General features: G+C 30.1%; 21 protein-coding genes and 1 tRNA gene. 13 read left to right on the top strand and 9 right to left on the bottom strand.

Features of this window, described 5'->3' with window-relative positions; all coding sequences use genetic code 11:
- Positions 1 to 174 precede the first annotated feature (174 nt).
- Genes HA145_RS03460 through HA145_RS03445 form a run of 4 tightly spaced genes read right to left on the bottom strand, consistent with a single transcriptional unit; the run spans position 175 to position 3737 of the window.
- Entirely contained in the window at positions 175 to 1032 is an 858-nt protein-coding gene (locus tag HA145_RS03460; protein ID WP_209127865.1) for a hypothetical protein, read from the bottom strand.
- A gap of 5 nt (positions 1033 to 1037) precedes the next feature.
- Complete coding sequence (locus HA145_RS03455) at positions 1038 to 1763, bottom strand: PilN domain-containing protein (protein ID WP_209127864.1); 726 nt, start codon at positions 1761 to 1763, stop codon at positions 1038 to 1040.
- A complete protein-coding gene (locus tag HA145_RS03450; RefSeq protein WP_209127863.1) occupies positions 1754 to 3265 on the bottom strand; it encodes a hypothetical protein in 1512 nt (503 codons plus the stop codon). The genes HA145_RS03455 and HA145_RS03450 overlap by 10 nt, the downstream gene beginning before the upstream one ends.
- Complete coding sequence (locus tag HA145_RS03445) at positions 3255 to 3737, bottom strand: hypothetical protein (RefSeq protein ID WP_209127862.1); 483 nt, start codon at positions 3735 to 3737, stop codon at positions 3255 to 3257. The genes HA145_RS03450 and HA145_RS03445 overlap by 11 nt, the downstream gene beginning before the upstream one ends.
- A 128-nt stretch (positions 3738 to 3865) precedes the next feature.
- Here HA145_RS03445 and HA145_RS03440 point away from each other — a divergent pair, with 128 nt between their 5' ends.
- Genes HA145_RS03440 through HA145_RS03430 form a run of 3 tightly spaced genes read left to right on the top strand, consistent with a single transcriptional unit; the run spans position 3866 to position 8073 of the window.
- Positions 3866 to 5605 (top strand): GspE/PulE family protein, encoded by a 1740-nt coding sequence (locus HA145_RS03440; RefSeq protein ID WP_245151772.1) that lies wholly within the window; start codon positions 3866 to 3868, stop codon positions 5603 to 5605.
- Positions 5602 to 6675: a type IV pilus twitching motility protein PilT gene (locus HA145_RS03435; protein WP_209127861.1), complete on the top strand. Its 1074-nt coding sequence runs from the start codon at positions 5602 to 5604 to the stop codon at positions 6673 to 6675. The genes HA145_RS03440 and HA145_RS03435 overlap by 4 nt, the downstream gene beginning before the upstream one ends.
- Before the next feature lie 36 nt (positions 6676 to 6711).
- Entirely contained in the window at positions 6712 to 8073 is a 1362-nt protein-coding gene (locus HA145_RS03430) for a type II secretion system F family protein (RefSeq protein ID WP_209127860.1), read from the top strand.
- An 8-nt stretch (positions 8074 to 8081) separates the two neighbouring features.
- Here the strand turns inward: HA145_RS03430 and HA145_RS03425 are convergent, their stop codons facing one another.
- Positions 8082 to 8891, bottom strand: coding sequence for a prepilin peptidase (locus HA145_RS03425; RefSeq protein ID WP_209127859.1), 810 nt, complete (start codon positions 8889 to 8891; stop codon positions 8082 to 8084).
- A gap of 385 nt (positions 8892 to 9276) precedes the next feature.
- Between HA145_RS03425 and HA145_RS03420 the strand changes: the two genes are divergently transcribed.
- The 5 genes from HA145_RS03420 (at position 9277) to HA145_RS03400 (ending at position 11223) form a co-directional block, all read left to right on the top strand.
- A tRNA-Ser gene (locus HA145_RS03420) sits at positions 9277 to 9363 on the top strand.
- A gap of 251 nt (positions 9364 to 9614) precedes the next feature.
- Positions 9615 to 9842, top strand: a complete 228-nt coding sequence (locus HA145_RS03415; protein WP_209127858.1) for a hypothetical protein — start codon at positions 9615 to 9617, stop codon at positions 9840 to 9842.
- 204 nt (positions 9843 to 10046) lie between these two features.
- Positions 10047 to 10247 (top strand): hypothetical protein, encoded by a 201-nt coding sequence (locus HA145_RS03410; RefSeq protein ID WP_209127857.1) that lies wholly within the window; start codon positions 10047 to 10049, stop codon positions 10245 to 10247.
- Between the two features lie 54 nt (positions 10248 to 10301).
- Positions 10302 to 10886 (top strand): hypothetical protein, encoded by a 585-nt coding sequence (locus HA145_RS03405; RefSeq protein ID WP_209127856.1) that lies wholly within the window; start codon positions 10302 to 10304, stop codon positions 10884 to 10886.
- Positions 10887 to 10893: 7 nt separating this feature from the next.
- Positions 10894 to 11223: a hypothetical protein gene (locus HA145_RS03400; RefSeq protein ID WP_209127855.1), complete on the top strand. Its 330-nt coding sequence runs from the start codon at positions 10894 to 10896 to the stop codon at positions 11221 to 11223.
- 27 nt (positions 11224 to 11250) lie between these two features.
- On the opposite strand, the gene HA145_RS03395 is transcribed toward HA145_RS03400, so the two are convergent.
- Positions 11251 to 11685: a Tic20 family protein gene (locus HA145_RS03395; RefSeq protein WP_209127854.1), complete on the bottom strand. Its 435-nt coding sequence runs from the start codon at positions 11683 to 11685 to the stop codon at positions 11251 to 11253.
- A 133-nt stretch (positions 11686 to 11818) separates the two neighbouring features.
- Here HA145_RS03395 and gloA point away from each other — a divergent pair, with 133 nt between their 5' ends.
- From gloA to HA145_RS03380, 3 genes are all read left to right on the top strand, one after another.
- Positions 11819 to 12208, top strand: coding sequence for a lactoylglutathione lyase (gene gloA / locus HA145_RS03390; RefSeq protein ID WP_209127853.1), 390 nt, complete (start codon positions 11819 to 11821; stop codon positions 12206 to 12208).
- A gap of 264 nt (positions 12209 to 12472) precedes the next feature.
- Positions 12473 to 12970 (top strand): VHS domain-containing protein, encoded by a 498-nt coding sequence (locus HA145_RS03385; protein ID WP_209127852.1) that lies wholly within the window; start codon positions 12473 to 12475, stop codon positions 12968 to 12970.
- Positions 12971 to 12972: 2 nt separating this feature from the next.
- Positions 12973 to 13365 (top strand): LEM domain-containing protein, encoded by a 393-nt coding sequence (locus tag HA145_RS03380; protein ID WP_209127851.1) that lies wholly within the window; start codon positions 12973 to 12975, stop codon positions 13363 to 13365.
- 2 nt (positions 13366 to 13367) lie between these two features.
- Here HA145_RS03380 and HA145_RS03375 read toward each other — a convergent pair whose 3' ends face one another.
- Positions 13368 to 13841 (bottom strand): pentapeptide repeat-containing protein, encoded by a 474-nt coding sequence (locus HA145_RS03375; protein ID WP_209127850.1) that lies wholly within the window; start codon positions 13839 to 13841, stop codon positions 13368 to 13370.
- A 106-nt stretch (positions 13842 to 13947) separates the two neighbouring features.
- Between HA145_RS03375 and HA145_RS03370 the strand changes: the two genes are divergently transcribed.
- Positions 13948 to 15588 (top strand): GMC oxidoreductase, encoded by a 1641-nt coding sequence (locus HA145_RS03370; RefSeq protein WP_209127849.1) that lies wholly within the window; start codon positions 13948 to 13950, stop codon positions 15586 to 15588.
- Here HA145_RS03370 and HA145_RS03365 read toward each other — a convergent pair.
- On the bottom strand, positions 15575 to 15832 hold the full coding sequence (locus tag HA145_RS03365) for a DUF2811 domain-containing protein (RefSeq protein WP_209127848.1): 258 nt from the start codon (positions 15830 to 15832) through the stop codon (positions 15575 to 15577). The two genes, HA145_RS03370 and HA145_RS03365, sit on opposite strands and share 14 nt — an antisense overlap.
- A 382-nt stretch (positions 15833 to 16214) precedes the next feature.
- The gene (locus HA145_RS03360) at positions 16215 to 17345 is read right to left on the bottom strand and encodes a sirohydrochlorin chelatase (RefSeq protein ID WP_245151770.1); all 1131 of its coding nucleotides are present in this window, start codon (positions 17343 to 17345) and stop codon (positions 16215 to 16217) included.
- Positions 17346 to 17386: 41 nt separating this feature from the next.
- On the opposite strand from HA145_RS03360, the gene HA145_RS03355 reads away from it, so the two are divergent.
- The gene (locus HA145_RS03355) at positions 17387 to 18661 is read left to right on the top strand and encodes an FAD-binding protein (protein WP_209127847.1); all 1275 of its coding nucleotides are present in this window, start codon (positions 17387 to 17389) and stop codon (positions 18659 to 18661) included.
- Positions 18662 to 18679 lie beyond the last annotated feature (18 nt).

The following is an 18679-nucleotide window of genomic DNA, read 5'->3' as shown; positions in this document are numbered from 1 at the left end:
AAAACATGTAAATACTAGTAAAACTATAGATCTTTGAATCGACTTTCTTTGCGGATACAATGTTCGTCATTATATTTCCTATAATGATAGCAATTTGTACTAACTTAGGACTAATAATTTATTCTCAAGTATTTTTATTCAGTTATATTAGTAATTTGTTTGTTTGAAAATTATTTATCTGGTATAAGAAGGGATCTTAAAAATAATCCTCGTAATTACTTTTCCTAATTTAGAATTTTCCTTTATTTCATCAATTTCATAAGAGCTATTAATAGGTCTACCAAGTTCGTCCAATGGAATAATTAAGGATTCATTTTTAGTATCTTTTTTTGAAATTTGTGTTGTAATGTTTAATTCAGATTCAACTTCTAAACAATAAGGAATAACAGTTACGTCATATTCTTGAACTAAATTAAGGAACTTTAGGATATCTAAATAATCAGAACTAAAACTGACCTCATAAAAATTATCTAAAGTTGAACCTTTCTGAGATGAATTTTGTTTCTTTTGTTTAGATTTGAATTCTTTTGATTGCTTTTGAATTGTTGACTTTTTACATAATTTCGAGGAATCAGGCTTTAGTATTGGCGAAAAAGAATTGAGTCTTACATTTGATTTTAAAGCTACTTCATTTAATAGTTGGGTAATAAAAACTAATTGATTATTTCTTAAAAAAGAATTATTAACATCTGTCATTATTTTTTCAACTTCTTTAAATTCTTTCTTCGCCTCCTTTAATTGCGAAAGCTTAAAAGGCAAGTTTTGTGATTCTTTTCTAAACTGCTTTAACTTCTTACGTGTTGAAACTAATAATTCAAATTTGGGTATTAAAACAAGCACGGATAACAATCCAGCAAAAGTAATGCCTAGTATTGGTTTGGTGTGCTTAGATTTGCGAATATCATAAAACAATCTTTTGTAATTGATATTTTTAAGATCCTCTATTTTAAAATCGTTAAGACTGCCAAAAATCTCATTAAGATCAATATCTTTAAGTTTTTGGAAGAAATTATTATCGTTTTTTTGTGCCAATTTCCTTAAGATCCTAGTTTAAATTTTAGATTGTTAAATCTTTTTAATTTTTGAAGTAAACCATTTGCTTTAGATTCTATATACAAATCTTTTCTTTTTGCTATTTCTAATTTTTTTATAGCTCCATAAATTTCCATCTCAAAATCAGGAACGGGATCAGAATTATTTGATTTAGCAAAATCTTTTCTATTAACTTGATTTATACTTACAGACTCTTTAAGTATTACTGGTGATTCAACTATTAAAGTTATAAATTCATTAAGTGCATCAAGATTGAATGCGGTTGCAATAATATCAAAACCATTATCACTAAATGAATAGCTATTAAGTTGAACACCTTTGGGTACAGAGTTTTGTAAATAAAATGCAAACATATATGATGTTGTGGCTTGTGTAAAATATTTATCAATATTTCTAAGTTTTCTTCTAAATCTTGCTTTTGAGGATTCTAAATCAGACAATTTCTGAGAAATAACTTGGTACTCAAAGTGATCACTTTCTAAGTTTTTGATATTTCTGTTAGGAAAGAAAGTTAAAAATTGCATCCCTAAACTAGATAATAAAATAAAAATAGAGGGATAAATTAATTCCTTATTTAATTTAGTCTGATCAATTATGTAGCTAATTTTTTTCTTCAGACTTGCATCTGAAATCAACAGATTAGGGGGGGATGGCCTCTCCCAAGGGGTTAATTTTGAGTTTTGAAAAGCAAAATTATAATTTATACGCATAATGTCAAAATTGATGCAAGCGAAAAAATTCTTGAATCTATTGAATTTGATATTGTTTCATGTATTTGCATAGTTTTTGGAGAATAAGAAAAATCAGATAATTTTAGTTCTGCAATATTCTTAAACCCTTTAGGTATGTCGAATTCAGAATTAATAAGATTATCTAATCCAGAGCCCATAACGAATATACTTAAAGGTGGCTTCTCATTATTATCTTTCATTATAACTTCAATTGAATTTGAAACCCTTTCAAAATAATTTTTCCCTGAATTTTTAAGATTATTTGATATGTATAAGCTTGAGCCAAAAGGAAGCTTATAAGAATTCAATTCTGATAATGCGCCCCCTATTAATAATGTCGTAACCGTTGATTCAATATCAATTAAAACAGTTTTTTCTTCTAAAGTTATTTTTGTTATGGCATCGAAAATCAAAGGCGCTGCTGGAACCAGACCAATTACTGGAAGATCGATCATTTCTAAAGTGTCAGTCCAACCTTTAATAAAGTCTTTTTTAGAGTAAGTTGTTCTAACAAAACCATTTGAGATTTGAGCATCTGACATCCTGAAAAAATCCACAAGTGTATTATCTGGCAAGTAAGGACTTTTTGACTGAACTTTTCTATCTGATTGTGAAATCTGCTTTAAATCGGAAGCTTTGAATGTATGGATATTAAAAAAAGAACTTGATAATACCACCAGAAGAGGTGCGGAATTTAAATCTAATAGATTAATTGAATCGAGCGCAATATTAGCTAATTCATTACTATCTTCTACTAAAGAATCTCCAATGACATTTCCTGGTATTGGTATTTCTGTTACTCCATTGATTTTAATTCTATTATTTAAATTAATATTTAAGCTTATAAAAATAAGATTATGATCAGAATAAAAAACAACTCCAATTTTTTGATCAAACTTTTTATTATTGTTTTGCTTTACTAAATAATCTTTATTAAAGAATTGATATTTTTTTAATTCTCTAAAAAATTGGGTATTTAATTTATAATTAGAAACCAAATATTTGATAAAGTCATTTTTTTGCAATTTTAAAGAACTTCTAAATATTGATCTATATTTATTGATCTTAGAAATTAAGTTTTCAAAATTACCATTATTCACAACCTTCTTTTTTAAAGAAAGTATTTTATTATTTTTTTTTAATTTTTTTTGTTTAACTTTTTTATTTTTAAATTGATTGATCTGAGAAATTATATTCTTGTAGCTACTAGAACTCATAATTTCTTTGATTAAAGAAGCTGAATCTTTACTTTTTTTTGATTTGTCATTTAATTCACTATCTATCTTTAAATTTTTAATTCTTTCAATAATTTTTCTATATTTTTCAGTTCTAGAAATTTTTTTTATTAAAGGAAAAGACTTCTTGCTTTCTTTAAATTTATTTCTTAGAAATTTTACTTTTGAAATCAAAGTAAAATAGTCAAAAACCTCTACTCTTTTTGCATTAATATATTTTTCTAAAAATAATGGATCAATTTTCATATTTAAGACCTGATAAAATTAATTTATATTTTCTGGACCCATTACTAACTTCAACTGAGGTTTCTTCATAAGAAATCGAATCGATAGTAAATCCATTATCCATTAAATCGCCAACTTCGTAAATTTTTTGAACATCATCTGTTTCTATAATTGCAACTAATGTGCCCCCTGATCTAGCTATACCTTTAAATACCAAAGCAGAGTAAATATCATCAATATTTGTCAATTCAGACTTTGCAGGATCTTGAAAAGGATTTCTATTTATATTTACTCTTTGTGATGCAGATTTGAAATCCCCAATTGGCATTGGCCTTAAGATATCATTCATAATTTTACTTGTATTAGAACCATCTTCAATCACTAATGAATTATTTTTTTGTTCTTCACTATTAAGCTCGGTTACAAAAAAAATACTTGCTAAAGTAAGTGACACGTACCAAATTAAATAGGGTAAATGATTATAATTTTTCATGAATCTTGCAAAGACTTTTGAAAAATAATGCATTTTATACAAGTTTAATTAAAATTATAGCTATATTTCAAGATAAAGTATTTAACAACTTTTTTAAAAGTTTTCTTATCCAAAATTTTCTTTTTTAAATGTCTGCTTTCAGCGAAATCAAAAATAAAGATGGGATTTTAGATAATAGGGACATCAGTGATTTTCTCACTCCTGAATTATGCGAAGATGCTGGAATAATTATTATTGAAATTGAAGAAGATACATTAATGCTAGGAGCCATGAATTTGGCATACGCCAAAGTAAAGGAAGTTATCAATACTATAGAAAGTGAATTTAACCTTAAGGTGAGTTTAAAACAAATAACATCTCTTGAGTGGGAAACTTGGTTTGAAAACACCCATTCAGTGTCTGTTGAAAGTATTCAAAGAAAAACGACTAAAGATAGCTATGAAGCAAAAAATGATTTTATTGAAACTATTGAGACAAAAAATAAAATTTCAGAACAATATGAAGATGCTAAATATATAGAAAATGATCAACCTTCTGATTTTGATGATTCTCTTGAGGAAGAAAGTAATGAATTAGTTGATGATGAAAATGATGAGGCTTTAATCAAATTAGCTCAAGCTAGAATTGGAGAAGATTCTGAAATAGAAAATGATATTCTTTTTGGAGAAGAATTAACATCTTCAAGAGATCCAGTAATTTCTGGTGTTGCGTCCATTTTAAGCAAGTGTTTTACATTAAAGGGATCTGATATTCATGTAGAGCCTTTAGAAGACAGATTACGAATAAGATATAGAATTGATGGAGTCTTGGTTGAGGCATTTGCTTTTCCAAAGTCTCATGTGAGTCCAATAATAAGCAGGATAAAAATCATGAGTAAATTAGATATTTCAGAGAAAAGATTACCTCAGGACGGAAGGATTAGGTGTCTTTTAAGAGGTAGAAAATCTGATTTCAGAGTTAGTACATTACCTGGGAGATGGGGAGAAAAAGTTGTCCTTCGAGCTCTAGAGAGTGATAATTCTGTTTTAAATCTATCTAAATTAATAACTGAAAAAAGTGAGCTGAAATTAATACAAAATATGTCCAAATCTCCTTATGGAATAGTTATCATAGTAGGCCCTACTGGATCAGGAAAGTCAACTACCTTGTACTCCATGTTAAGTGAACTTAATAAACCGGGAGTTAATATAAGTACCGTTGAAGATCCAGTTGAATATACACTAGATGGAATACACCAGGTTCAAGTTATAAGAGAGAAAGGTCTCGATTTTTCAAGAGCACTTAGATCATTGATGAGACAAGACCCTGATATTATTTTGGTTGGAGAAACAAGAGATAAAGAAACAGCTCAAGCAGCCATGGAGGCTGCTCTTACTGGTCATATGGTATTTACCACATTACACGCAAATGATACCTCGACTGCAATAACAAGACTTGCCGAGATGGAAATACCTCCATATTTGATTGGAGCTTCAATAATCGGATTGGTTGCGCAAAGATTAGTAAGAAAAGTATGCAAATCATGCAGTGAATTTAAGCTAATAAATCCTTCAGAGAATCAACTAGCTGCTAGCATGGGAGTTAAAAAAGCAAGATTTTTAAGAAAAAACAACATAGAATGTCCCACCTGTAACGGAACTGGATACAAAGGGAGAGTTGGCATTTATGAAGTTATGCAAGTAAATGATGTAATTAGGGAGTTAATCATGAAACAATCTAATGCTGAGGAAATCAGAGAAATTGCATTCAAAAGTAAAGGAAGAAGCTTGCTTTCATATGGGATGGATTTGATAAAAAATGAACTTACCACAATTGAAGAAGTAGAACGTGTTTGTTTATTAAATGATTCACCCAATAAAAGTCAATGAAATTAAAAAACCTTATGACCGAGTTAGTAAAACGGAACGGTTCCGACTTACACCTAACAGGAGATAGTGTCCCATTTTTTAGAGTTCAAGGTCAAATATTGCCCGCATCGAGCGAAGAATACTCAACCAAAGATTTATATCTTGACCTTGAAGAAATTCTCGGTCCCTCAAAAATTCAAATATTTAAAGAAGAAAAAGAATTAGATTGTAGTTATGGATTAGAAGGAATCGCAAGATTTAGAATGAATATTTTTTTAGATAGAGGGAAGATCTCTTGTGTTATGAGAGCTTTAAACACTGAGATTCCAAATTTTTCCCAAATAGGTCTTCCTGACAGTGTTCAACAACTTTTAAGTAGGCCAAGAGGTTTGATGCTTGTAACTGGACCTACAGGATCAGGAAAGACTACGACTCTTGCCAGTGGAATTGATTGGATTAATTCGAATTTTGCTCACCATATTCTTACAATTGAGGATCCAATAGAGTTTATCTATAGTAATAAAAATTGTCTTGTAAGACAAAGAGAAGTTGGGGAAGATACAAAATCTTTTTCTAACGCCTTAAGATCTGCATTAAGAGAAGATCCAGATATTATTTTGGTAGGTGAAATGAGAGATCTAGAGACTATAAGTTTAGCTATTACCGCTGCAGAAACAGGACACCTTGTCTTAGGGACTTTACACACAGCTTCTGCATCTCAAACCATTGACAGGATTATTGATGTTTTCCCAACTTCTCAACAAATGCAAATTAGAGTCCAACTTTCCTCATCATTGATAGGTGTTATTTCACAAACCCTTTGCAAAACAATTGATAATAAAAGATCTTTGGCTGCAGAAATATTAGTAAACAATAATGCAATCGCTAATTTAATTAGAGAAGCCAAAGCTTCACAAGTTTATTCCCAACTTCAAATTGGAGGCAAATTTGGAATGCAAACATTGGAGCAATCTCTTTCTCAACTTGTATCCCAAAGCATTATTACAACAGACGAGGCTTACTACAAATGCAATAGACCTAATGTTTTGAAAGGCATTTTGGATGAGATGAATCCTGAAAAACCAAATTAAATATCATGAGTTTAATTCTATAAAGTTTCTAAAATAATGGATTATAAATTTATTGAAAATGCCAGACTAAGAAGGCTCATGCAAAAAGCCCGTCACAAGAGAAAAGTACTAGACAATCCTAATAGAATTCCTGAGCATAAAAATGCAAAAATAACTCAAAAATATAAAAACGTCATCCCAATTCCTTCGAAGAAAAAAAATCTAAGAAAAAAACAAAAAAGTAAATTATCTTTTTTAAAAACTTATGTTGAATTAAAAATTCAAGAAAGAAAAGAATTTTTAGAGGGTGAAATGACTTCTCTAAGAGAAGGAAGGAAGTTAATAAGACCTAAATCAATGGAGAAAAGAAGATTAAAAAGCCCTCCAATTAAAGACTTGGCGGTAGCCACAAAGCAATTATCCTCCATGATAAGAACTGGACTGCCTTTATTAGATTCTCTTAATATCATTTCAGATACAGCGGAAAACCCAACGATTCAATACTCTTTTAGAGAAATAGCTTTAGGCATTAGTAAAGGTTCTACTATGTCTGAAATGCTTGATAAATATCCAGAAGTATTTAATGAAATGTATAGAGCACTTGTCAACGCAGGTGAAACTGCAGGACTGCTCCCTACTACGTTAGATAGACAAGCGAAATTACTAGAAAGTCTTGCAAAAATTAAAGGTCAAATCAAGAGTGCTTTGGCTTATCCTTCTGCAATAGCAATTCTTACGGTAGTAATAGTTTTTATAATGATGATATTTGTTATTCCAATTTTCGTTGATATTTATGATCAATCTGGAGCCCCATTGCCTGGAATAACTCAATTATTGATTGACTTATCTGAACAGCTTAGATCTCTACAATTTTACTTTAAGGCAATTCCATCTGGCATAGCAATTTATTTATTTTCTAAATATTTATCAAGTAGATCATCTTTCATTTGGTGGTACGACAAAACATTACTTCAATTGCCAATTACAAAAGATTTGGTTACAAAATCTTGTTTAGCCAATTTTTCAAGGACATTATCTTCTCTTAATAGTGCTGGAGTTCCGATTTTAGAGTCATTAACAATAGCCAAAAAAACTTTAAAAAATAAAATTTTTAGTCGAATTATAGAAAATGCCTATAGGGATATTCAATCGGGAAATCCCATGCACAAAGCTTTTGATAAAGAGTCTGTAATTCCGATAATGTTCACTTCTATGTTTAGGATTGGAGAAGAGACAGGGGAGCTAAGTGAAATGATTACAAAACTAGCTGATTTTTATGAAGATGAAGTTTCCTCAAGCGTCAAAAGCTTAACTTCAATAATGGAACCTTTAATGATAATTTTTGTAGCTGTTTTTGTAGGAATCATATTAATTGCTATGTATTTACCTATGTTCAGTATGATGTCCACTGTTGGTTAAAGCGTTTTTTAAATTTTCAAAAAGAATATTTCTAAAAATTTCTCATTACCAAAATACCAAACAAGTAATCCAGACAAAGCCAAAAAAACTCCAAAAGGTATTTTTTGATTTCTCTTTATTTTTTTTAAAATCAAACCTAAAGTTACATATATACCCGCCGATATAAATGCAAACCATATAGATATAATTAATCCCTGTATGCCTAACCAAGAACCAATCAAGGCACTTAGTTTTGCATCCCCACCTCCAATTACAGGCCTATTATAAATTTTTTTACCTATAGAACTTAATAAATTAAAAAATGTAAAACCTAATAAAGAAGCAAGTAATGTATAAATTGAATAATTAAATTGAGAAAAATCATTATAAAGATCAATATATAAAGATGCAGCTAATCCTAAAACTAAACCTCCTAAAGTAAGAACTTGCGGGAGCCAAAAATATTTAAAATCTAATATTGCTAAGGTGAATAAAATAACACCAAAAATGCATCCCAAAAATATAATTACATTGATAGGTTGTTGATTATAAATTGTTGGATGAGCGTATAAATTAAGACAAAATAAAAGGCCTGTAGATAATTCAATACTAGGGTAAGAAAAAGCTATTTTGTTCTTACAAGCTCTGCATTTACCTCTTAATAAAAGCCAACTTATTATTGGTATATTATCGAACCATTTAATTTTTGAATTGCATTTCGGACAACTACTATTGGGATAAACTATTGATTGATTTAAAGGTAATCTATAAATTACTACATTGACAAAGCTTCCTATACAACAACCAATTACAAACAAATATATCAATATTATTTCCACTTGATAATCCCGATAGTGATGCTAAAAGTTTTAAAATTGAACTCAAAAAATTCTACTATTTTTAGTATTAGATAACAAATTAATGTCCCAACTAATTTTTTTATTTGGACATTTTGCTAATTAGATTGCCAAAAAGAGTTGATTATGAGAATGAGTTCATGTATTCCCTAAATTCAACTATTTTTTTTTAAAGCTAAAATTTAAAATATTTTTACCTGCAGGAGTGGTCGAGTGGTTTAAGGCTCTAGTCTTGAAAGCTTGATTTACTTCTAATTAGGCTAATAGCTTTTACATATAACTTGGACATGAGTTTCCGAACTGTTTCCAAAAAAATCAACCACCTTTTGTTATAATTGAAAAGCTAAAAATCAAATATTTTTTGCCTGGAGGGGTGGTCGAGTGGTTTAAGGCTCTAGTCTTGAAAACTAGCGTGTCTGCAAGGGCACCGTGGGTTCGAATCCCACCCCCTCCGTATTTAGAAAACCTGCATTTTGCGTCATATTCCACCATAGGCAGGCAGAATTATTTTAATCGTAGATATAAAACCATATTCGAAAGATTTAAGAAACTTAGCTTTGTTATAGACCTCCATAAACAACCAATAAGAGTCAACTATATACTGGAATATATAGTGTGGGATTTGTTAAAAAATACTGGGGGATTGAATTCGATCTAAAAGTCGAATTAAAATTGGAGGGATAAAAATCTCTTTTTATATTTTTTATGTTGAGAAAAAAAGAAAAACAAACTTTAACAAGACTCTTCCTTTTAGGAGTTGGTGCACCAATTGGGCTCGATCGTTTTTACGAAGGTGATGTAACAGGTGGATTCTTAGCAATTTTGGGTTTTCTTGTCGCCTTGATAACAGTAGTGGGGTTGTTGATATGGATCTTCCCTTTCATTTCAAAAACTTTTCGTTTGCTAAGAGAATTTGAAAATGCAGAAGATTAAATAAAACGCTTACAACTTCCAAAAAATAAGGAGCAAACCTACTGGGGGATTTAGTTTGTCAAGTTCAATAAATATCGCCATAGACAGTCATAGGCAATCATTCGGGCTGAATCAAATTTAACCCCCTCCCGCTCAAATAAAAAGAACCGAATAATATAAACGCCCTTTTAATACGTACTTGTTAGGATAGATTTTATTTATATTATGAGTAAAGGATTTGCAACAGATAATTTAATATCCAAAAAATCGAAAAAAAAAGTTATTGCAAATGAACCGCAAGGAAGATTAATATCTTGGTCTCCTTGGCCACCTGCTAATTTTCAAACACGATATCCTGCTTTTCCTTTTGTTCTTACAATATTGATAATATTTATCGGGCAATGGTACCTTTCTCTACTCAGGTGACCCGAAACTGTTTTTTGTATTTAAATTAGGATAAATTAAGTTTGAGAATTTATTTTGTTTTTTTCAATTTTATTATTTGCCCACTTTCAAGCCGCAATCATCCCAATATTATTAGGTATTAAATCGATCAATAAATTTAAACATATAAGCAAGAACAAATTGATACCTTTCGGTTTTATTTTTTTAGGATTGGCATCGATTTCTGAAATGATAGATCATACCCAAACATCTTGGATTTATGTAGATCACTCCTCTTTATTTAATTGGTTATTTTATTCATTCCTATCTTTAGGTCTTACATGTTTATCAATATCAGTTATAAAAAATAAATTTATTCAAAAAACTAATATTTGTATTTCTTTATGTTCAATAATCTCATATTTTTTATTTGATAAAACTATTGCTCTCCTTTTTCAAGTAATAATAAGCATCCTTCTAATTATAAATTGGCAAAGAGTTTTTAAAGATTGGCTTTTTATTCTTTACCCAATATTTGGTATTATTTTTACGACTTTCTTTGGCACAAGGCTCTCAATTAGTGGCGATCAATTTTGGCATGTTTTAATTGGGCCATCTGGAACAATTAGCGTTCTTACCTTTTATCTAGTATTAAAGAGATCGGACAAAAAATTTACTTAAGATTCTTATGAAAATATTTGCATTTGTAAGTTTTATATTGTGCTTAGTCACAATAATCTCTCCAGTTAAAATCTTTGCTGATACTGCACTTGATGTTTACATGAATGATTTTTATTCTAAATCGAATGAAGCTAGTCAGATTCTTAAAGAAATCGAAAATAGTCTAAAAGAGGGGTCAAGAAAAAAAGTATGCTCTAGGCAAAGAGAGGCGGCAAGATTAGGTCTATTAGCTAATAAATCATTAATTAAGGCCTTTGAAATAGAGGGGGCTAATCCGCCAATGCAAGCAATAAAGGCAAGTCAACAAAGATGGGAATCTATTCTGAATGAGTGCTGAAGAAAGTCAGTAAATCTATAAATCTTTTTAAATTTGCATTCTTACAGATTTACTAATTAAGGGAATTTCAGGTTCAACTCCATAAATACATTGGGAAATCGAGTAAATAAAAATACATAGTGTAAATATAAAAATTATTGAGCCTAATTCAACTATGGGGAATATTCTCAAGAGATATGAAATTATTATCAAAGCAATATCAATAAGTAATGCTTGGCATGCGTTATATCTAACGAAATAGGGAACATTTGGATTTCTTACTAATCCAGCAAACAAAATTATAAATAATAAAAAACTACCAAAAGGCAAAGATTTTTCAATTATTGCTATCGGGAAAGTTAGAAATAATAGTATTTTTAAAAATGAATATTTATAGAACAAATAATATCCAAAAGGTATTGATGCCTTTAATGGCAAAGTATACAAAAATACTGATGAAAGTCTCTGGAATATCTGATTCAATATATTATTGTAATTTCGTATTCATATTTTAGCCTAATTTTTCTGAACTTAATAAATGACTTAGCCTCGAAAAAATCAACTTTGGCAGATAGTTATTAAATATTAGATAATTGATTAAGGTTCATAATTCAAAATGCGTATCCTACATACAATGTTGAGGGTTGGAGATTTAGATAAATCCATTGATTTCTACGTCAATAGATTAGGAATGAATTTATTGCGAAAAAAGGATTACCCTCATGGAAAATTCACTTTGGCATTTGTTGGTTATGGCTCAGAAAAAGAAAACACAGTGATTGAATTAACTTATAACTGGGGCAAAAAGTCTGAAGACTATGAGCTTGGAGATAAATATGGTCATATAGCTATTGGAGTAAAAGATATTCATCTAATTTGCCAAGGATTAGAAAATAATGGTTGTAAAATAACAACCAAACCTAAAACAATGAAAAACAGTACTACAGTTTTGGCTTTTGTTGAGGATCCTGATGGTTATAAAATCGAACTTATTGAAAGAGATTAAAAGCTCAGAAGTCTTTAATTAAATAAACAAATAACTAAAATTTTTAAAAAGACAATTATCTAATATATCTTTTTCAATTAAAAAAAATATCTATAAGACCATATTGGATAGATTCTGCAGTTTCAATTGTTGTAAAAGATTATTTCCAATATGAGGAATTATTAAAAATAAATTTTAAACTTTATACAATCTATATTAATTCTATTTAGAATAAGTAGACAATCTATATAGATTTATATAACATAGGATTATCGCATAAAGCTTATGCCTAGTAATTGGTCAAAAATAAGAGATGAATGGCTTAATAGAACCGCTGTTGCGAAAGATGATGCTAAATGGGCATTAGAAGCTTTAATTAATTCTGAAGAAGAGTTATTTGAGATAGAGCAAAAAATAAAGAATAAAGAGGACGCTATAAGCCAAGTAAAATTTTTGAAGAAAAAGGTTAAAGAAACTATTTCCTCTAAAGAAATTAGTCTCGATGATATTGCATTAAATACTTCAAATTCAAACAAAGTACAGATCTCAGTACCATCAAATCTTACTTATCTTTTGAAAGTTTGGGCAGCAGCAGAAGGAAGAGATCTATCAAGTGTTGCTTTTCAATGTTTAGAAACTGGTATAAGGGAAATGAAAAGCAAAGGTTCAATACCTTCAATAGCAGTAAATAGATATAACTCGGCCTGTCAAAAGAGGATTGCGCTGGCAGAAGTAAATAATCTATTGGAGAAATACGAAATAGCTCAGAATGAAATCAAATAATTATGAATAAAAGAAAAATCATTAAAGGATATAAAACATTAATTTCATCAAGGTTTAATGTAGATGGTTCTATAGATAAATTCAAAGATGGAGTAATTTATACTCTTTATTCTGATGAATTTAATTCACTTAAAGTTGGTTTTGCTGAAAATGATAAGGTTCTAGAAAAAAAATTATCCAGTGAAGCATTGATATTATTGGATATGAAAAAAGGCAAGAAGAAAGATTTATATTTATTAATAACCACTCTAAAAGAACTTGGTATCAAATATTCAGACAATTTTTATTTCAAATACTCAAGTTCTTTAATGAGACATTTATCTACTTTAGGTTGGCCTGTGGGAAGATCACTTTATAAACAAAGAAAGATTAAAAAAGAACTTGTATGTGCATAAATTTAAATGTAATCGCACTCTAAAGTTTCTCTAGTTTCTCTATTTGTGATTGGATTAGTTCCAGTGGCACTTTCACAAAATTTCCTAATAATATCTTTTGGTAAAAAAACATTTGTGAAGTCTGCGCCTTGTATTTTTACATTTTCAAACTGTGTACTATAAGCGAATGAATCCTCTAAGTTAGTATTTGATAAATCTGTTCCATCTAAAATAGCCGAGTCTAAAGTTACTTCTCTTAAATTGGAGTTACTTAAATTAGTATCTTTCAATTTTGCTCCATAAAGAGTAGCATTTTGGAGCTCACAATCTGATAAATTTGCATCTTGTAAATCAGTTAAATAGAACGTTGCCCCTTTTAAATCGGATCCAGAAAAATCAGCTCCTATTAAGGATTGTTTACCATAATCCAATGCAGCATAGCTTCTAGAAGGGAGAGTTAAAACAATCATTAAAACAGTTAAAATTATAAATCTCATTTTTTGAGTAATATTTCAATAAATTCTAACTTCTTAAGCTGAAATCTAAAAATTTATTATTTACTGAATGCTATATTTATTGAAATAACAAATCACGAACTAGGTTTTGGATATAAGTCCTTATGATGCAATTGTTGTTGGTTCTGGAGCTACTGGAGGAATAGCAGCACTTACATTGGCAGAGCAGGGGATTAAAGTTTTAGTTATAGAAGCAGGGCCTCAAGTTAAGAGGCATGAAGCTTCTAATAATGAGCCTAAAAGTACATTAAAAAGATTATCAGGAGTTATAACAAAAAAACATACAAACCAATGCCAACATCCTGGTTATTGGAAAAATAATCCTGACTTATATTCAAATGAATTGAAGCATCCTTATGACTTTCCCCCAAAAAAGCCATTTCTTTGGACCCAAGGCAAACAATTTGGTGGGAGATCATTAACGTGGGGAGGCATAACATTGAGACTTTCCTCAGAAGATTTTCAACCGGCTAAAAAAGACGGATTCGGACCAAACTGGCCTATTTCATACGATGAACTATCCCCTCACTATGATTTCATTGAAAATTTGTGTGGCATATATGGACGAAAAGATGACATTAAAGAAGTTCCAAACGGTAAATATAGTGGTGAAATACCTCTTACAGAAAACGAAAATATTTTTGGCAGCAAAGTTAAATCAAAATTAAACTATCCATTTATGCAATCAAGGGGATTTGACCGAAATTCATCAGTAAAAGATAAAAATTGGCCGAGATCTTCTAGTATAGGAAGCACTTTTAAAAAAGCCTTAGATACTGGGAATGTTCAAATAATTTCAAATCACCTTGTGGAATCTTTTGAGATTAACAAGATCACAGAGCTTGCATCAAAACTAACGATTGTAAACTTAGAAAATGGACACAAAGAAGTATTGAATTGTGATTTAATTCTTCTTTGCGCATCAACAATTTCAACACTCAGAATACTACTGAACTCAGAATATAAATCAAATTCCTCAGGTTTTAAAGATAATTCTGGGAAATTAGGTAAATATCTTATGGACCATATATCTATCTGTAGATTTTTTTCAGTCCCAAAAACAAATAACGCAGGAAAAACACTAGATAATACTCCCGTTCTTTCAGGAGCAGGCAGCTTCTTTATTCCATTCGGTTCAAATTTACCAAAAATTGACGACCTAAATTTCCATAGAGGTTATGGGATCTGGGGGGCAATTGATCGATTAGGGATACCTAAATTTTTGCAAAAAGACATAAACAAATCCATTGGCTTTCTTATCGCCCATGGCGAAGTCCTTCCTAGAGAAAAAAACTCAGTTTCTCTCTCAAGAAAAACAGATGAATGGGGTATCCCAATTCCCTACATTGAATTCGAATGGAGCGAAAATGAGTTAAACATGGCTAAACATATGGAAAATACAATACGAAAATCAATCACAGCTGCAAATGGAGAAATAAAAAATATTAATGAACTAATGAATATCCCAGTAGGGAGTTTTTTTACAAAAAAATTGATCGCATTTTCAGATAGCCCTCCTCCTCCTGGATATTACATTCATGAAGTAGGGGGCGCTCCAATGGGGATTAATGAAGAAAATAGCGTAGTTGATAAATTTAATAGATTATGGAGATGCAAGAATGTACTTGTACTAGATGGAGCATGCTGGCCCACATCATCTTGGCAAAGCCCCACACTCACGATGATGGCTTTGAGTAGAAGAGCCTGTTTAAATATTAAAAAGACTTAGAAGGTGTAAATAATTGATTTAAATAAATTTCTGAGACAGAATTATCTGTACATCCGTTTTGAACGAGAAAAGTAGCTAATGCTGAATTTATAAGCTTATATTGATCCCAAGTTGGGTTACTTAATACGAAATCTTTCATAGTGTTATAAAGAGTTTCTGAAAGCTCTGTTTCTAAAGAGACTTTATTTGAAGAGCACTCGAAAAGTTTCTTATCAGTTAAATTTGATTGGCTGATTTGATCCATAAATCTATAATTTTCAACATAAACATAATGATATTTTTTTCTAAAAAAATCAAACAATATCTGCTGTAAAACTTTTCAAATTATCAAATGAGACTCAAGTTATAAGTGTGTTTTCAAAAAACTTCCTTTTCAAATAAGGAAATTGAATAGATCTTTAAGAAAAGTCAATAATAATGTTGAAGTCCTGTTTTTTTTGAAAAATACTGGCAGTTCTAATCCAATGTGGATTTGGACGTGGAAAACAACCTTTAAATTGTGGAAAATCTAGCTCAAAATACTTTCAAGATTTTATATTAAGAATACTTATATATACTGAGTCTATTAAGACTAAGTCGAGAAAGAGACAGATGATTCATTAATTTTCAACGGATTTTCTTAAGATTTAGTCTTTATTAGGCAAGCGAAGCGTGACAGGTCCTAAAGGGTGTTTTGAGTTTGGATAAATATTATGATGATGGTGATGGTGATTATGTTCATGTTGATGAGCCTCTACATGTTCATGTTCTAAGTTATCTCTTCCTCCTGAGTTTGATTTTTCATGGTTATGAGTTGGGATTTGATTTTGTATTTCACAAGCACCATTACATTCAGGATCACATAAATCACAACTGATACCCAAGCCCTCTACATGGTCATGATGACTTTCTTGTACCATTCCAACTTCTTTTTCAAAGCCAAATAAATTTGATCTATATTTACAAGTTGAACAATTCATAAAATTATTACCTTCGTCATTAAGAATCTCTTCAATCCTTTCTACAAAAGTGTCGACCACATAAGACTGTGACGAAAGATATTTTGCATGTATAAATGAAATATTTGGATTATTAATGGCAACTAAATCACTTTGCCTTTTTATTCTTGTGACAAGAACACCTGAGAAAAGGAAATAAGGAAAAATAATTATATTTTTATAACCAAGTCTCACAACATTTTTCAAGCCAGGTTCAACTAGAGGGAAAGTTACTCCAGAAAAAACTGTTTCCCCCCACCCTAAACCAATACCTTCTACAATCATTCTCGTAATTTTTGAAACATTGGAATTCGCATCTGGGTCAGAAGAACCTCTACCAACAACAACTAATAATGATTCTTCAGGTTTGAGAGTATTATTTTGTTTGAATACATCTTTAACTCTTTCACAAGCTGCACTAATCATTAAATTATTAATACCTAATTCTCTTCCATAAATTATTTCAATATCTGTTTTACTTGAATAATTCATAAGCAAGCTAGGGATATCATTTTTCACATGGCCAGCAGCGAAAAGCATTGCGGGTATTGCAATTACTTTTTTTATAGAAAGATCTCTTAATTTGTCTAAAGCATCAACTAGTGAGGGTTTAGCGAATTCCAAGAAACCATATTCAACCAAAAAATTTGGATATCTTTTTTGGATAAACTTAGTTAATTCTTGAAATTCAGTAATGGCTAGTTTATTTCTACTACCGTGTCCACAGATAAGTATCGCGACTTGATTATTTAACTTCGAATCTAAATTATCCAAAATCAAGTTATTACTTATACCATAATAGTAAAGAACAATATTATGTAGTGAAAAATAATAGTTTGCTTAAAGTTCCAAATATCAACTCAAAAGATGCAAAATTAAAGAAATTAATTTATGAAGTTGATGAATCCTTATTTCATGAGGATAACTATTCTAATGAAGAATTCGAGCACCTTTGCATATGTAGTGGAGGTACAACCTCTAGTTGTGCAAAAAATGGTTTTACAACTCTTGATCTAAGAAAAAATTACAGCAAAATTCACCTAGATAGGAAAACCAATTTAGTAACAATTGGAGGTGGAGTAATAATGGGGGATCTAGTAAATCATTTACAAAAACATAATCGAAGTTTTCCAATCGGACTTTCTAAACTTCCTGGAGCAGGCTATATACTCACTGGTGGAGTAAGCCCGCTCAGTAGAGCCTACGGATTAGCCATTGATAATATTGAATCAATAAAAGGTTTCTTGGGAAATGGCACATTTATCTCTTTAAAAAAAAATCAAATAAATGCAGAAGAACAATTGATTTGGGAAGCAATTAAAGGCGCAGCACCCTTCTTTTCAATTATTACCGAAATAGAACTTAAGACTATCCAATCTAATCCAATAAAAGTTATTGAAGGATTTGTAAATCTAAATGAACTTTCAGAAATAATAAAACTATCAGAGGAATTTCCAGAAAATATTAGTCTTCAATGGATTTATGCCCAAAAAATTTATATATATATTTTTGCTGAACTCAATAATTTAGAGGATAAAAGAACAGAAGAAAACTTAATGCTTCTAGACAAATTTCCTGCTCTAGAAAAACAATTTTATGAAAACTTTAACAAAATTAATTTTTTTCCAAAGGAATTGAATTTATATGAGCTGAATGCAAATAACCATTCTGAGGTAATTAGTCTTCTTGGAGAAGATTTAAAAAATGATATCCCAATTTTTATAAAATGTTTGGGTGAAATAATGGATAATAAACCTAATAATTCCTGTTATATTGCTTCTCAACAATTAGGTGGCAAAACTAAAAAGTTAAATCATGGAGCAAGCTTTTTTGTTCATAGAAAAAGTACTTGGAAACCATGGATATATGCATCATGGAAAAAAAATGATCTTCAAGAAAAAGAAGTCGCGCTGGAATGGATTTATAAATCATGGAGCAAGCTAAAAAGGTTTTATCCAAATATTCACTTAGCCCAATTGCATAATCATTTGAATTCTCATGAAGAAGAAATTACATTAGCCTTTGGAAATAGAATGAACGAATTAAAAACTTTAAAGAATATTTTTGACCCACAAGGTATTTTGCCTCCTCTATGAGGTAACTTCTTAATTATA

The sequence above is a fragment of the Prochlorococcus marinus XMU1411 genome, from assembly GCF_017696075.1.
GTDB lineage: Bacteria > Cyanobacteriota > Cyanobacteriia > PCC-6307 > Cyanobiaceae > Prochlorococcus_A > Prochlorococcus_A marinus_V.
Note: the sequence above shows the minus strand (reverse complement) of the source record. Positions and strands in the feature narration are given on the sequence as shown.